Genomic DNA, 15,116 nt, shown 5'->3' on the forward strand with positions numbered 1-15,116 from the left:
TATTGTATTTAAATGCAGTTTGGTAATTTATTATGACTTTGGAATTCTAAAACTAAATCCAGCACTTATTAAAATATCTTGTCCGTCTGTTATACTAGAACCAACAGTAGCATCTAATTGAAAATTATTAGAAATTAAATAAGTTAATCCAGCATCCCAAAGGTGATTTGCTTTATTGTTTTCTGGAAAATCACCATACAATTCTACATAAGCGCCAAGTTTGCTTGTTAAGCTATAACCGTATGCAATTGTATAAAGGTAAGCGGCTTCAGGATTGTCATTTTCCCAAGCAGCTCCTAAATTATAAGATAAACTAGATTTTTCGCTTAAAGTATGTGCAAATGAAAACCTAAAGTCTACTCCAGTATTTTCTGGTCTTAATTCTTTTTTTACTAAAAAAGGCAAGTTTAAATGCCCTAAAAAACCAATTTCTGGCATCCAACCATTTTCTTGTGCAACCGTTGTTTTAAAACCTAACAGCAAAGGAGAAAAACTATTAGTTGAGGCAATTTCATTACCATTAAACTCTACTTTACTATCTGTATAATCGTAACCTAAGCGTAATTCTAAATTATTTAATAAACCATAACGTACTAACATAGTATTGTATGTAAAGTCTTCGGTTTTAATATTGTTTTCTTCAAAACTTTCGTAAAAAGCTCCTGTTTCTACTTGTAGAAATCCTTTTGGTAAAGCTGTAGGAGATTCTGTAGCGTCTGGTCTGTCTGTAATTAATGGTTCTAATGTGTTATTTTCTTGTGCAAAAGAAAATATTGAAATAGAAAACAGACATCCTGCTGTGATTGTTTTTAAGTACTTAGTTAGTATCATTTACGTAAATTATATTAGTGAAATCTTCGTTTAAAAGAATGGTGTTATTATTAATTGAAATTTGTGTCATTTTATTTTTGCTAAACTGTTTTGTAACCAAAATAGAATTACCATATTTAAGTCCATTAAGTGCACAAAAATCAAAGAACTCTTTATCATCACTCATTAATCGTGAAATAATATATTGTTTTCCTTCTTGCGTGTTAGATAAGCTTATTGAGGTGTCTATAGTTGTAATTTCTCCTTTTTCGTTTGGAATTGGATCACCATGCGGATCGAATTTTGGATTACCTAAATAGTCGCTTATTTTATTTGCTAAAAAATCTGACGTTTCATGTTCAAGAAACTCTGCTTCTCTATGTATTTCATGCAATGTCATGTCGAAGGTTTTATGAAGAAACGCTTCCCATAATCTATGTTTTCTAATAACGTTTAATGCCATTTTCTCACCTTTATTAGTGAGTTGTAAGGCTTGGTATTTTTCGTAGTTAAGTATGTCTTTTGCAGCTAATTTTTTTGCCATATCTGTTGCTGCTGCGTTAGATATGCCAAGCTTTTTTGCAATGTTACCAGGTTTAGTATCATTAACATCGTTATTGTTGTTTTTGTAAATAGCTTTTACAAAATTCTCTATTGCTACAGACATTTTTAATTACTTTAATTAATTTTTAAGCTTACTTAAATTTTTTACAAATGTAACTAAAATTTTTAATTATAGTAATTTTGGTATGATTTAAGTTATATTTATTGTCTAAGACGTTTAATGAATATGAAAAAACTACTTCTAATTTTTACACTCGTAATAACGGGTATAGTATCTGCTCAAGATTCTACAGCTGTTAAAGCAGAAACGCCAAAAATTGTATCTAAATTAATGTATGGTAATACCCTTAAAGTTGAAGATTTAGAGTTTAAATTTGTTGCAGTAGAAAGTGATTCGCGCTGTCCAAAAGGTGTGCAATGTGTTTGGGCAGGAGAAGCAATTGTTTTTGTTGATGTTTTTAAAAACGGAAAAAAAACAGAGCAAAAACGATTGGTTTTTTCTCCTACTAGCCAATTGCAAAATGCTTTAGGAAATTTATTTTCTTCGGAAAGTCTAAAGGTTTCCGGTTTAAATATTGCGCCTTATCCAGAAAGTGGTAGCAAAATAAAAATAGAAGATTATTATATACAACTTGCCGTTAAAAACTAAACTTTATGACTGTATTTTTGCGTTAAGGATAGAACGGCATGTTTGAGCTCCTCGCAGAGAGCGAGTAGTGATAGCCTGACCAAAAGAATGCCTTTTAGCATTTTTTGGTAACGCCAAGATTATTTTTTTACTGCGTTTAGTGGCAGCCGCAATCGTCTGTACCACATGCTTTTTTTGCTTTCTTTTTCCAAATGTATTTTTTGAATAAAAAACTTAAAGCAAAAGCTAAAATGGCTAAAACAATTATATTTTGGAGTATAATATGCATTATTTTAAAAATTGAAATGATAATAAAGCTACAATATATGCAATAGCTGTCATGATAACGAATTGGTATGTTGGCCATTTCCAGCTATTGGTTTCTTTTTTTACTATGGCAAGCGTACTCATACATTGCATAGCAAAGGCATAAAATAGTAATAGTGATATACCAGATGCAAAGTTAAATAGTGGACCACCAAGTATTGGGTTTACTTCTCCTGCCATTCGGTTTTTTATAGTTTCCTCGTCGTCACTACCTACGCTGTAAATTGTTGCTAAGGTACCTACAAAAACTTCTCGAGCTGCAAAACTACTTATTATGGCAATACCTATTTTCCAGTCGTAACCTAGTGGTCTAATTGCTGGTTCTATTGCGCGTCCTGTAAGCCCTATAAATGAGTGCTCGAGTTTATGAGAAGCTATTTTTTGTTGTAATTGGTCTTGGCTTAAATTTTGAGCAGCATATTGCTCTGTAATAATAGTTTCGGCATTATTAAATTGTTCTCCTGGACCGTAAGATGCTAATACCCATAGAACAATTGAGATGGCTAATATTATTTTTCCGGCACCAAAAATAAAAGCTTTTGTTTTTTCTAATACGGTAAGTGCAACGTTTTTAAATAATGGCACTTTGTAGTTTGGCATTTCTACTACAAAAAAGGTTTTGCTTTTAATATTTAAAACTTTATTTAAAATCCATGCAGAGCCTACTGCAGCACCAAAACCTATTAAATATAATAGCATTAATGTAAGTGCTTGGTAGCTTAAACCAAGTATTCTGCCTTCTGGGATTACTAAGGAGATAATAATTAAATATACTGGTAAACGCGCAGAACAGGTTGTAAATGGTGTTACTAATATGGTAATTAATCGCTCTTTCCAGCTTTCTATATTTCTGGTTGCCATAATGGCTGGAATTGCACAAGCTGTCCCGGAAATTAATGGTACAATACTTTTGCCGCTTAATCCAAAACGACGCATAATTCTATCCATTAAAAATACGACGCGGCTCATATAGCCACTTTCTTCTAGTACTGCTATAAAAAGGAATAAAAAGGCTATTTGAGGTATAAAAATAACAATACCACCTAAACCGGCAATAATACCTTCGGCAATTAAATCGGTTACTTTTCCGCCGCCAGGAAAAGTATCTTTTATCCAATTACTTAATGAGGCAAATGTAGAGTCAATCCAGTCCATTGGTATGCTAGACCAATCGTAAATGGCTTGAAAAATTAATAAAAGGATGAGAAAAAATATTAAATAGCCCCAAACTTTATGGGTAAGTATACGGTCTAATTTTGTGCGTAAATCTTTGGCTTGAGAAACATCTATGGTTTGGCCCTTTTTTAAAACGTTATTTATAAACTGGTAGCGTTTTATGGTTTCTTTTTGTTGAAGTCTTTTTAAGTCACTTTCAGATTTTGTTTTAAAACTTGCAATAGCATCAATCTCTTTTCTATTGGTTTTTCCAAAGTTTACATCTTGTGTAATTACAAGCCAAAGCTTGTATAATAATTGATTTGGAAATGCTTTACGAAGACTATTAAAATAGTTTGGGTCAATTTCTGATGCATTTAAACATGGTTTAACCGAGAGTTCTTTATAGTTGCTAATTTGTTGTTTTAAATTGGCAATACCTTCGTTTTTACGTGTGCTTATTACGGCAATTTTTGTTTCTAATTGTTGTTCTAAATAACCAACATCTAACGAGATGCCTTTTCTACGCATTCTGTCTGCCATGTTAATTACAAGCAGGCAAGGAATTTCAAGATCTTTAATTTGTGTAAAAAGAAGTAGGTTTCGTTTTAAATTTTCTACATCACTAACCACAACGGCTACGTCTGGAAAATCTTTATCGTTTTTATTTAAAAGCAGTTCTATTACAACATTCTCATCTAGAGATGATGCGTTTAAACTATATGTACCAGGTAAATCTATTATGTGAGCTTTTACGCCACGAGGTAATTTACAAATTCCTTCTTTTTTTTCAACAGTAATACCTGGGTAGTTTCCTACTTGTTGGTTTAAGCCTGTTAAAGCGTTAAAAACTGATGTTTTTCCTGTATTAGGATTTCCTATTAAGGCAACGTTAATTTGCTTACTCATTAATTTTATCTATTAAAATATGAATAGCTGTCTCTTTTCTAATAGCAAGATGGCTTCCGTTAATATTTAAATACATTGGGTCCGAGAACGGAGCGACTTGTACTAATTCAACAAAGTTTCCTGGCAAACATCCCATTTCTAGGAGTTTAAGTGGGATGGAATTTGAAGACACATCTGTTATAATGCCTTTTTCACCGCGTTTTAATTGTGCTAAAGAGTACTTCAAGCTTATTTAGATTGATTTTAAAGAAGCAAAAGTAAGAGAAAAAAATAAGGCTAAAAAATTGTAGTCTAATAAACCGCTATTTTTCCATGCGTTTTAACTTTTCTATGTCTTTAATTAATTTTGAAATGGCTTCAGGATCTGTACCATCATAAAAACCACGAATTTGACGTTTTTTATCTATAAGCATAAAGTTTTCGGTATGTATCATGTCGTATTGGTCACCATTTCCTACAGATTTTACTGCTAAGTAGCTTTTTCTAGCTAACTCATAAATTTGTTTTTTATCGCCTGTTACTAAGTTCCATTTGGCATCATTAACACCTTTTAATTTAGCATATTTTTTTAACTGTGCAACACTGTCTTTTACTGGTGTAACCGAGTGCGATAGTAACATAATATCATCATCGTTAATAATTTCTTTTTGTATGTCTCGCATATGGTCTGTCATTATTGGGCAAATAGTTTGACAGGTTGTAAAGAAAAAATCAGCAACATAAATTTTACCTTTATAATTGTTTTGAGTGATTGTTTTTCCGTTTTGGTTGGTTAAACTAAAATCTGCTATTTTATGGTATTTCTTTACGTGTTGTATTGTACTGTCTACCAAAGTAGCATCAATAGTATCAGGATTGTAAATAGGTAAGGGTTTTTCGACATTTAAAACCGAATAGATAATAGATATTATAATTACTGAAAGTATAAAAAAACCTATGGCAAATTTTTTATAACCTTTAAAAAATGAAAGCATAAAGTAAGATTTGAATCGCTATGGTACAAAAATACAACGCAAAGTATTCATAAACCATTTTTTTGGCTCACAAATTGCTATAAAACAGAAAGCAAACGAATAATAGCTTTTTAAACTAAGTCTAAATACTTACTTTTGGGCGTTATAAAAAAGAACAATTAAATTAAATGGGAATTACTATACAAATATCTCAGTTTTTACTGAGTTTGTCTTTACTAATTATACTTCACGAGCTTGGGCATTTTATACCAGCAAAATTATTTAAAACACGCGTAGAAAAATTTTATCTGTTTTTTGATATTAAATTTTCACTATTTAAAAAGAAAATTGGCGAAACAGTTTATGGTATTGGCTGGTTACCACTTGGTGGTTATGTAAAAATCTCTGGTATGATTGACGAGAGTATGGATACCGATGCTATGGCCGAAGAGCCAAAACCTTGGGAGTTTAGATCTAAACCAGCATGGCAGCGTTTAATTATTATGCTTGGTGGTGTTTTTGTAAACTTTTTATTAGCGTACGTTATATATGTGTTTTTATCTTTTGTTTATGGAGATAGGTTTATTGATGCCTCTACAATTAACGATGGCTATTTAATTGAAAACCCTTTATTAACAGATTTAGGTTTTAAAACAGGAGATAACATTATAAAAGTTGGAGATTATGATGTTGAAAACGTATCAGACATCAAAGGAAATTTTATAGGAGCAAAAACAGTTACTTTTAAACGTAATGGAGCAGAGCAAACTATTACACTTCCAGAAGACTTTTTAGGTCAATTATCTAGTAGTAAAAATAGAGATTTGTTTGAAATGCGATATCCATTTATTGTTGCCGAAGTGCCAGACTCTTCTTTAAACAAATCTGTTAACCTAAAACAAGGTGATGTTTTAACTAAAATAGGAAACGATACAGTTAAGTATTTCGACCAAACAGAATCTATTTTAAAAAGCTATAAAGGGCAACAGGTTGAAGTAGAGATTTTAAGAGAGGATAAAAAATTAACTGAAAGCATAAAAGTAAGTGACGAAGGAAAAATGGAAGTAGTGCCATTTGCTAGAATTGGTAGCATATCAATGGAAAAGTTAGGTTACTATAAAATGAAAACCAAAGAATATACTTTTGGAGAGAGTTTTGGAGCAGGTTACAACAAGTTTACAGGACAAATAGGGAAATACTTTGGGCAGCTTAAAGAAATAGGAAATGTAAAAACAGGAGCTTATAAAGGTGTTGGTGGTTTTTATGCCATATTAAATGTTTTTCCAGATTTTTGGAGCTGGCAAAACTTTTGGAGTATTACAGCATTTTTATCAATTATGTTAGGTGTACTTAATTTATTACCAATTCCTGCTTTAGATGGTGGACATGTTATGTTTTTACTTTACGAAATGATTTCTGGACGTAAGCCTAGCGATAAATTTATGGAGTATGCACAAACAGTTGGATTCTTTATTTTAATAGGTTTAGTACTCTTTGCAAACGGAAATGATATCTTCAAAGCAATTTTTAACTAAAAAAAATTAAAAAATATTTTGCAGTATCTAAAAAACATTTTATATTTGCGCTCGCAACAGCGAAAAACACTCCTCTTTAGCTCAGTTGGTTAGAGCATCTGACTGTTAATCAGAGGGTCCTTAGTTCGAGCCTAAGAAGAGGAGCAAGTTTGAATAAGCCACTAGAAATAGTGGCTTTTTTTATGCACAAAAAAAAGAACCCAAATGCATGATTTGCAATGGGTTCTCTTGGGTTTTAAGACAATAATTAACTGTTATTTATATTAATATTTAGGCTTTAATTGCTTTAGCATTTCTTCGGTTATAGCTTCTAAATCAAAACTATGTTTCCAATTCCAGTGCTTTTGCGCCATTGTATCATCTATACTTTGTGGCCAAGAATTTGCAATTTGCTGTCTAAAATCTGGAGTATAGGAAATTTTAAATTCAGGAATATGTTTTTTAATTGAAGCAGCAATTTCTTCTGGAGTAAAAGATATTCCTGCAAGGTTGTAAGAAGATCTTATTTTTATAGCATCTGCATCTGCACTCATAATATCTACAGTAGCTTTAATGGCGTCGTCCATATAAAGCATTGGTAAAGCAGTGTCTTTAGATAAAAAACAATCGTATTCTTTATTTTTTAAAGCCTCATGATATATTTCTACAGCATAATCTGTGGTACCACCACCAGGTAATGTTTTCCAGCTAATTATACCAGGATATCTAATAGAACGCACATCTACATCATATTTTTCGTTATAATATTCACACCAACGTTCACCAACTTGTTTTGTAATACCGTAAACAGTAGATGGTTCCATGGTTGTATATTGTGGTGTATCTTCCTTTGGTGTTGTTGGGCCAAAAACAGCAATGCTAGAAGGCCAAAACACTTTTTTAATAAACTTAGCCTTTGCAAGATCTAAAACGTGAAATAAAGACGTCATATTTAAGTCCCAGGCTTTCATTGGGTACTTTTCTCCAGTAGCACTTAACATTGCAGCCATTAAATAAACGGTATCTACATTGTGCTTTTCAATACAAACTTTAACAGATTTGTAATCCATAGCGTCAACAATTTCAAAAATACCAGAGTTAACAATATCTAAGTTGTTATAGCTAATATCACTGGCAATAACATTATCATCACCATGAAGTGCTCTAAGTTTATAAGTAAGTTCAGATCCGATTTGGCCACAAGCGCCAATAATTAATATTTTTGAAGACATAAATTTTGTATTAAATAAGGGAATCAAAAATAATTAAGATTTTCAAGATTTATAAGTAAATCCACTACTTTTATGATATAATTATTAAACCAAAATTATTAATACAATATATTTGTGTTTATATAGCTTACTATAACATGAAAACATTATTTCTTACCATTACATTGTTATTTTTTTTATCATCATGTAATAACAATCAAAATAAACAAACAAAAGAGACTGTAGTAAAAAAAGATACCACACTACTAACAAAAAATGATATAGATAAAATTACATATGTAGATTATGGTATAGATAGTAAAGCTAAAAATACATTAGACTCCTGGCAATCATATAACACAATAGCATTAGCTATAGATAATTTAAAAAAAGGAGATTTAAACTTTTTTAAAGAAGATAATACAGTTTTTGTATCAAGTGTAAATGATTTAGAAACAACAATACCAGAAAATATTAATACCGAACCAATTCAAGCCCGTATATTAATATTAAGAACAAAACTTTTAAAATTAGAAGAAGTACTAAATTTAGGAACTTCAAAAAAAAATGAAAAACTTTTAATAATGAAAGAAGTGTTCGAGGCACTATCAAATGTTACTTTACAAATAAATAAAAAGTTTGAAAAGGAAGCTCAAAACATTATAAAACCAAACGAAATATGAAATTAATTAAATATATTTTTCTTTTATCATTATTAGTCTCATGTCATAATTCTTCTAAAAAGGAATCTAAAAAAATAGCTGAAGCACAAATTGTTAAGCCAGAAGAAATAAAAGATTTAATTAACCAATCATTAGATAATTGGCATAAAGCAGCAGCAGAAGCAAATTTTAATGCTTATTTTGATTTAATGACTAAAAAAGGCGTTTTTTTAGGAACCGATGCGACAGAGAATTGGCAAAATGAAGCCTTTAGGACCTTTTCGAAACCCTATTTTGATAATGGTAAAGCATGGAGTTTTACAAGTGTAGAAAGAAATATTTACCTCTATAAGGATAATAAAATAGCTTGGTTTGATGAGTTGTTAGATACTCAAATGAAATTATGTCGAGGCTCTGGAGTTATGAAATTAGAAGATGGAAAATGGAAAATTGCACATTATGTATTGTCTATAGCTATACCTAATGAAAATGTAGAAACAGTTGTCGAATTAAAATCTAAATCTGATAGTCTTTATCTCAAAAAGCTTCAGTTTAAAAGATAAAGTGTTGGTTTTTAACGTTTAAATGCGTTAAAGTTTTCAAAAATTAGAGATTTTTACCTTATTTTAGCGCACCTTAAAAAATTTCCGATGAAAAAAGCACTTTTAATTTTAGGTTTTTTAACCTTTACATTTTCACAGGCACAGTATATAGAAAATGCACCTTGGATGGAAGATATAGATGTAAAATCTAGAGAAGCATCTAAAAACCCAGTTAGATTTCAAGAAGTAGTAAGTGCTTTTAATAGTTATTGGGAAACAAAAAACCCTAATGTAAAAGGTAGTGGTTATAAGCCTTTTAAAAGATGGGAGTCTTATTGGAAAAACTTTGTAAAAGAAGATGGAACGCTACCAACTCGAGAAGAGTTATGGCAATCTTACACAAGTACTAAGAATGCAGTATCTCAAAAAAACTTTTTAACAGATTTGAGTGATTGGCAACCAGTAGGTCCATTTTCACACACAAACACTGGTAGTTGGTCTTCTGGGCAAGGTAGAGTTAATATTATTGTTAAAAATACAGCTATTGCAGGCACTTACTATGCGGGTGCTCCAGCCGGAGGATTTTGGAAATCTGAAGATGATGGTGCGACATGGCAAACCTCAACAGATTTTTTACCACAAATAGGTGTTTCTGGTATTGCTGTAGATTATAACAATCCTGGTACGTTATACATTGCAACTGGAGATGATGACGCAGGAGACTCTATAAGTGTTGGAGTATTAAAATCTACAGATAATGGAGACACATGGAATTTTACAGGTTTAAATGCTAGTAACTCGCCATCATCTATGAATGATATTTATGTGCACCCTACAAACAGTAATATTATTTGGGTAGCTACCAATAATGGTGTTTATAAAACAGTAGATGCAGGAGTAAACTGGATTATATCAAGTGGAACTCAATATGAAAACATTAAGGATATTAAAATAAAACCAGGAGATCCTAATATTATATATGCTGTTTCTTCAAATAGGTTTTATAAGTCTTCAAATATGGGAGATTCATTTGTACCAATATTAACCAATACTCAAGGTTTTCCACTTTCAGATATTTCTAGATTAGTAATAGATGTTACGCCAGCCAATGCAAACGTAGTATATGTTTCTGCAGCCAATAATTCATATGGTTTTAGAGGTATTTATAAATCATCAGATTCTGGTGATAATTTTGTAGCAGTAGCAACGCCAGAAACAGTTGGAGATATTTTTGAGTCTACACAAACATGGTTCGATATGTCTCTTGCAGTATCAGATACTAACGAAAATGAAATTTTTTCAGGTGTTTTAAATGTTTGGAAAGGCGTTATAACTAATAATCAAGCTAGTTTTACTAAAATTAATAACTGGAGTTCGCCATTTAGTTCAACATATACACATGCAGATATACATTATTTACGTTTTTTTAATGGAGAATTGTTAGTAGGTTCAGATGGTGGTTTTTATAAGTCAAGTAATAACGGAGTAAGCTTTTCAGATTTAACAGCAGGAATGCAAATTAGTCAATTTTATAGAATTTCTGTTTCAAAAAAATCTTCAAATAAAATGGTTGGTGGCTTACAAGATAATGGAGGTCATGGTTACAGTAATAGCCAATGGTACAATTATTATGGAGCAGATGGTATGGATACCGCTATAGATCCAAATAATTCTAATTTATATTATGGATTTATACAAAACGGTAGCGGATTATATATTTCTAATGCTTCAGGAGCAAATTTAACAGCAAATATTTCTGGTCCAGAAACAGGAAACTGGATTACACCACTTTCTATAAACAATGAAAGCGAATTGTATGCAGGATATTCTGCCTTATACAAATTAGAAAATCAAGCATTTACTCAGGTATCACAGTCGTTTTCTAATAATATTAGTGTGGTTGAAATAGACAATCTTAATCCAGATAATATTTTTATAGTAACTAATAGTTCTTCGCAAGGTACATTAAGAAAAAGTACAGATAGAGGAGTGACATTTACAACAATGCAAGTTTTAAATTCTACAATAACATCGGTAGAAATTAACGAAGCTAATAGTGATATTATATATATTACCACATCAGGATTAAATGGTCAGGTTCTAAAATCTATTGATGGAGGAGCTACATTTACAGATATTTCTAATGGATTACCAAACGTTACTAAAAACAGTATAAAACATCAAAATTTACATTCCAAAAACCCATTATATTTAGCAACTAGTTTAGGTGTATATAGGTACGATGATGATACTTTAAATTGGGAGCTATTTAATATAGGACTGCCTAATGTTACTGTAAGAGATATAGAAATTAATATTATAGACAATAAAATTACAGCAGCAACCTATGGAAGAGGTATTTGGCAATCTATAATACCAGTAGAACTAGCACAAACAGATGTAAAACTATTATCTATAGAAGGTATAAGTGATAATATAGAATGTAATACAAATTTAGAAGCACAAGTGGTAGTAAGTAATAATGGTTTGTCGACTATTAATTCTTTAGATATCATTTATACATTAGATGGAGTAGAAACATTATACAATTGGACAGGAACCTTAAATTCTGAAGAAACCACTATTATAAGTCTACCTTCTTTAACATTATCAAGAGGTGTGCACACTTTTAAAAGTTTTGTAACCACAACAAATGATACTTATTTGGTAAATAATGAATCTGAAGAAAAAATTATAAACGCCAATACAAACGGAAGTGTAGATGTAGTAAATACCTTCGAAACAAGTGATGATGCTCTATTAGTACAAGATGCTAATGCATCAACACAATACTGGGAAAGAGGTGTGCCTAACGGTTTAGTTTTAAATGATGCCACAAACCCTACGAATCAAGCTTACGGTACAAATTTAAATGGAGAATACGCAAATAACACTAAAAGCTACCTTATAAGTGAGTGTTATGATCTAACAACAATAGTAAACCCAGAAATAAAATTTGATATGGCTTTTGATCTTGAAACAGATTGGGACATATTATATATGGAGTATTCAACAAATCAAGGCGAAAGTTGGGATGTATTAGGTGCAGCCTCTAACCCAAATTGGTATAATAGTAGTACACTACCAAATACTAATTGTTATAATTGTCCAGGAGCACAATGGACAGGTCAAAATACAACCTTAACAGAATATAGTTACGATTTATCTCCTTTATCAAGTGAGTCAAGCATTTTATTTAGGTTTGTTTTTCATACAGATCAAGCTGTAACACAAGAAGGAGTTATAATAGATAATTTTGTAGTTTCAGGAAATGTTTTAAGTGTAGATTCTTTTAATTTAGAAAAATTTAGTGTCTATCCAAACCCATCCCAAGGAATATTTAATATTAAAACAAATCTAAATAGTCCTTTTAACTTTAATGTAATTGATGTTACAGGAAAAGTAATTCTTAAAAAACAAGGCGTTAAACCTATTAATAAAGAGTATCAAATCAATATAGAAGATTATGCTACTGGAGTGTACTTTTTACAAATTGAAAGTGGTAATAATAAAGTAGTCAAAAAGTTAGTAGTTAAATAAAATCAATAAAAATTATTTAAAAATGGTGTTTTTTTATAAAAACACCATTTTTTTTACGAAATTCATACATTAGCAATGTTAATTATTTTTTAAGTAAAAAATAACTCTTTAACTTAGTCGCTTATAACCAAAATAACACCAAACAATGAAAAAAATATCTGCAATAGGTGCTTTTGCTTTATTATGTGTTTTCGCATGTAAAGAAGAAGTGAAAAAAGAAACTGCACAGTTAGATGAAACACCAGGTATAAACCTGGATTACATGGATACCAATGTAAAACCTAACGAAGATTTCTTTAAATACGTAAACGGAAAGTGGCTAGATACCAATAAAATTCCAGATGATCAATCTACTTGGGGAAGCTTTCAAGAACTAAGAAAAAATACAGATGCAGATGCTTTAAGTATTTTAGAAGCAGCCATGTCAGATAATAAAGATTTAGAAAAAATTCAGGTATTGCCAGGTTCAGACCAAGAAAAAGCAGTTCATTATTTCCAAACAATAATGGATACAATTGGTAGAGATAAACAAGGCATCGAGCCTTTAAAACCATATTTAGCAAAAATTGAAGCTATTAAAAATATACAAGACCTTCAAGCTTATATGATAGAAATGGAGCCTCAAGGTGGTGGCGGTTTATACGGTTTTGGCGTACGCCCAGATCCTAAAGACAGTAATAGAAATGTTGCATATTTAGGAGGTGGAAGTACAGGTTTACCAGATAGAGACTACTATATAAAAGACGATGAAGATTCAAAAGAAAAAAGAGCTTTATACGTAGCGCACATTACAAGAATGCTTCAAGAATTAGGAAGTACAGAAGCTGAAGCTAAAGAAGAAGCAAACAAGATTTTAGCATTCGAGACAAAACTTGAAGAGGCTAAAATGGATAAGGTAGATAGGCGAGATGCACGTAAAAGATACAATCCAAGATCAATTAAGCAAGTACAAGAAATGGTACCGGCTGTTAATTGGAAAAACTTTTTCGAAGGTATTGGTGTTAAAGAGTTAGACACAGTAATAGTAGGTGATTTAGGTTACTTTAATAGATTACAAGAAGTTCTAGCTGAAAACAATGTTGAAAACTGGAAATCTTATTTAAAATGGAATACATTTAATAGTGCAGCAGGATATTTAACAACAGATTTAGAAACAGCAAATTGGGAATTTTATGGTAGAGACTTAAACGGTGCTAAAAAACAAAGAGCTAGAGACGAAAGAGCTTTAGGGTCTTTAAATAGAACTATTGGAGAAGCATTAGGAAAACTTTATGTAGATAAAAAATTCCCGCCAGAAGCTAAAGCTAAAGCAGAAAAAATGATTCAAAATGTTATTCTGGCTTTTGAAGGCCGAATTAATAATTTGGATTGGATGAGTGAAGAAACTAAGAAAAAAGCCATCGAAAAATTAAAAGCAACAAAAATCAAGATTGCTTATCCAGACAAATGGAAAGACTATAGTGCTTTAGAAATTAAAAGTGTTGACAATGGAGGTTCTTACCTACAAAACTCTTTAAATGCAAGAGCTTGGAATTTTAAAAAAAATATAGATAAATTAGGTAAGCCAGTAGATAAAAGTGAATGGTTTATGGCGCCACAAATTGTAAACGCATACTTTAATCCAGCATATAACGAAATTGTATTTCCAGCAGCCATATTACAACCACCATTTTATAACTATACTGCAGATGATGCTGTAAATTATGGAGGAATTGGAGCTGTAATTGGTCATGAAATATCTCACAGTTTTGATGATTCTGGTTCTCGTTACGACAAAGATGGAAATTTAAACAATTGGTGGACAGACGAAGATTTAAAACAATTTGAAGATTTAGGAGAAGCTTTAGCTAACCAATACAGCGCAATAGAAGTATTACCAGAAACAAACATTAATGGTAAATTTACTTTAGGAGAAAACATTGGCGATTTAGGAGGTGTTTTAGCAGCTTATGATGCATTACAATTAAGTTATAAAGAAAACGGAAGACCAGAACCTATAGATGGTTTCACACCAGAACAACGTTTCTTTATGAGTTGGGCTACTGTATGGAGAACTAAAATGAGAGATGATGCATTAAAAACAAAAATTAAAACAGATCCTCATTCACCAGGAATGAATAGAGCTGTTCAACCTTTGCTAAATATTGATGCATTTTATAAAGCATTTGATATAAAAGAAGGAGATAAAATGTATATAGCGCCAGAAGATCGTGTAAGAATTTGGTAATAAAATAACCTTATTTATTATAAAAAGAGCAACTTAATAGTTGCTCTTTTTTTTTGTTTATTAAGATAGTATTA

The 15,116-nt window shown here is 31.1% G+C and carries 13 protein-coding genes and 1 tRNA gene; 7 read left to right on the forward strand and 7 right to left on the reverse strand.

What is annotated here, in order from left to right; all coding sequences use genetic code 11:
• Positions 1-30: 30 nt before the first annotated feature.
• The gene (locus LACAL_RS05765) at positions 31-831 is read right to left on the reverse strand and encodes a transporter (protein ID WP_013869772.1); all 801 of its coding nucleotides are present in this window, start codon (positions 829-831) and stop codon (positions 31-33) included.
• Complete coding sequence (locus tag LACAL_RS05770) at positions 818-1,477, reverse strand: metal-dependent transcriptional regulator (RefSeq protein WP_013869773.1); 660 nt, start codon at positions 1,475-1,477, stop codon at positions 818-820. The genes LACAL_RS05765 and LACAL_RS05770 overlap by 14 nt, the downstream gene beginning before the upstream one ends.
• 123 nt (positions 1,478-1,600) lie before the next feature.
• On the opposite strand from LACAL_RS05770, the gene LACAL_RS05775 reads away from it, so the two are divergent.
• Positions 1,601-2,023 carry a hypothetical protein gene (locus LACAL_RS05775; RefSeq protein ID WP_041301314.1) on the forward strand — a complete coding sequence of 141 codons (423 nt, stop codon included), beginning with the start codon at positions 1,601-1,603 and terminating at the stop codon, positions 2,021-2,023.
• 136 nt (positions 2,024-2,159) lie between these two features.
• Here LACAL_RS05775 and LACAL_RS15635 read toward each other — a convergent pair whose 3' ends face one another.
• The 4 genes from LACAL_RS15635 to LACAL_RS05790 all read right to left on the reverse strand — a co-directional run bounded on the left by LACAL_RS15635 (position 2,160) and on the right by LACAL_RS05790 (position 5,367).
• A complete protein-coding gene (locus LACAL_RS15635; protein WP_371200059.1) occupies positions 2,160-2,369 on the reverse strand; it encodes a FeoB-associated Cys-rich membrane protein in 210 nt (69 codons plus the stop codon).
• Positions 2,291-4,393, reverse strand: coding sequence for a ferrous iron transport protein B (feoB, locus tag LACAL_RS05780; protein WP_013869776.1), 2,103 nt, complete (start codon positions 4,391-4,393; stop codon positions 2,291-2,293). The genes LACAL_RS15635 and feoB overlap by 79 nt, the downstream gene beginning before the upstream one ends.
• Positions 4,386-4,619, reverse strand: a complete 234-nt coding sequence (locus LACAL_RS05785; RefSeq protein WP_013869777.1) for a FeoA family protein — start codon at positions 4,617-4,619, stop codon at positions 4,386-4,388. Before LACAL_RS05785 ends, feoB begins: the two co-directional genes overlap by 8 nt.
• A gap of 76 nt (positions 4,620-4,695) precedes the next feature.
• Positions 4,696-5,367 (reverse strand): SCO family protein, encoded by a 672-nt coding sequence (locus LACAL_RS05790; RefSeq protein WP_013869778.1) that lies wholly within the window; start codon positions 5,365-5,367, stop codon positions 4,696-4,698.
• Positions 5,368-5,534: 167 nt separating this feature from the next.
• Here LACAL_RS05790 and rseP point away from each other — a divergent pair, with 167 nt between their 5' ends.
• Together rseP and LACAL_RS05800 are read left to right on the forward strand one after the other, a co-directional pair.
• A complete protein-coding gene (rseP, locus tag LACAL_RS05795; protein ID WP_013869779.1) occupies positions 5,535-6,881 on the forward strand; it encodes an RIP metalloprotease RseP in 1,347 nt (448 codons plus the stop codon).
• 70 nt (positions 6,882-6,951) lie between these two features.
• A tRNA-Asn gene (locus LACAL_RS05800) sits at positions 6,952-7,025 on the forward strand.
• A 119-nt stretch (positions 7,026-7,144) separates the two neighbouring features.
• On the opposite strand, the gene LACAL_RS05805 is transcribed toward LACAL_RS05800, so the two are convergent.
• Positions 7,145-8,092, reverse strand: coding sequence for an NAD-dependent epimerase/dehydratase family protein (locus LACAL_RS05805; RefSeq protein ID WP_013869780.1), 948 nt, complete (start codon positions 8,090-8,092; stop codon positions 7,145-7,147).
• A 137-nt stretch (positions 8,093-8,229) separates the two neighbouring features.
• On the opposite strand from LACAL_RS05805, the gene LACAL_RS05810 reads away from it, so the two are divergent.
• The 4 genes from LACAL_RS05810 to LACAL_RS05825 all read left to right on the forward strand — a co-directional run bounded on the left by LACAL_RS05810 (position 8,230) and on the right by LACAL_RS05825 (position 15,042).
• A complete protein-coding gene (locus tag LACAL_RS05810) occupies positions 8,230-8,754 on the forward strand; it encodes a hypothetical protein (RefSeq protein WP_013869781.1) in 525 nt (174 codons plus the stop codon).
• Positions 8,751-9,296 (forward strand): nuclear transport factor 2 family protein, encoded by a 546-nt coding sequence (locus LACAL_RS05815; RefSeq protein WP_013869782.1) that lies wholly within the window; start codon positions 8,751-8,753, stop codon positions 9,294-9,296. The genes LACAL_RS05810 and LACAL_RS05815 overlap by 4 nt, the downstream gene beginning before the upstream one ends.
• Positions 9,297-9,383: 87 nt before the next feature.
• Positions 9,384-12,815 carry a T9SS type A sorting domain-containing protein gene (locus tag LACAL_RS05820; protein ID WP_013869783.1) on the forward strand — a complete coding sequence of 1,144 codons (3,432 nt, stop codon included), beginning with the start codon at positions 9,384-9,386 and terminating at the stop codon, positions 12,813-12,815.
• A 145-nt stretch (positions 12,816-12,960) separates the two neighbouring features.
• Positions 12,961-15,042, forward strand: coding sequence for a M13 family metallopeptidase (locus tag LACAL_RS05825; protein WP_013869784.1), 2,082 nt, complete (start codon positions 12,961-12,963; stop codon positions 15,040-15,042).
• Positions 15,043-15,116: the final 74 nt, after the last annotated feature.

The organism is Lacinutrix sp. 5H-3-7-4 (genome assembly GCF_000211855.2).
Taxonomy (GTDB): Bacteria; Bacteroidota; Bacteroidia; order Flavobacteriales; family Flavobacteriaceae; genus Lacinutrix.

Coding starts and splice junctions, on each gene's coding strand:
- LACAL_RS05765 (WP_013869772.1), bottom strand. CDS start 831: ATGATACTAACTAAGTACTTAAAAACAATCACAGCAGGATGTCTGTTT.
- LACAL_RS05770 (WP_013869773.1), bottom strand. CDS start 1,477: ATGTCTGTAGCAATAGAGAATTTTGTAAAAGCTATTTACAAAAACAAC.
- LACAL_RS05775 (WP_041301314.1), top strand. CDS start 1,601: ATGAAAAAACTACTTCTAATTTTTACACTCGTAATAACGGGTATAGTA.
- LACAL_RS15635 (WP_371200059.1), bottom strand. CDS start 2,369: ATGGCCAACATACCAATTCGTTATCATGACAGCTATTGCATATATTGT.
- feoB (WP_013869776.1), bottom strand. CDS start 4,393: ATGAGTAAGCAAATTAACGTTGCCTTAATAGGAAATCCTAATACAGGA.
- LACAL_RS05790 (WP_013869778.1), bottom strand. CDS start 5,367: ATGCTTTCATTTTTTAAAGGTTATAAAAAATTTGCCATAGGTTTTTTT.
- rseP (WP_013869779.1), top strand. CDS start 5,535: ATGGGAATTACTATACAAATATCTCAGTTTTTACTGAGTTTGTCTTTA.
- LACAL_RS05805 (WP_013869780.1), bottom strand. CDS start 8,092: ATGTCTTCAAAAATATTAATTATTGGCGCTTGTGGCCAAATCGGATCT.
- LACAL_RS05810 (WP_013869781.1), top strand. CDS start 8,230: ATGAAAACATTATTTCTTACCATTACATTGTTATTTTTTTTATCATCA.
- LACAL_RS05815 (WP_013869782.1), top strand. CDS start 8,751: ATGAAATTAATTAAATATATTTTTCTTTTATCATTATTAGTCTCATGT.
- LACAL_RS05820 (WP_013869783.1), top strand. CDS start 9,384: ATGAAAAAAGCACTTTTAATTTTAGGTTTTTTAACCTTTACATTTTCA.
- LACAL_RS05825 (WP_013869784.1), top strand. CDS start 12,961: ATGAAAAAAATATCTGCAATAGGTGCTTTTGCTTTATTATGTGTTTTC.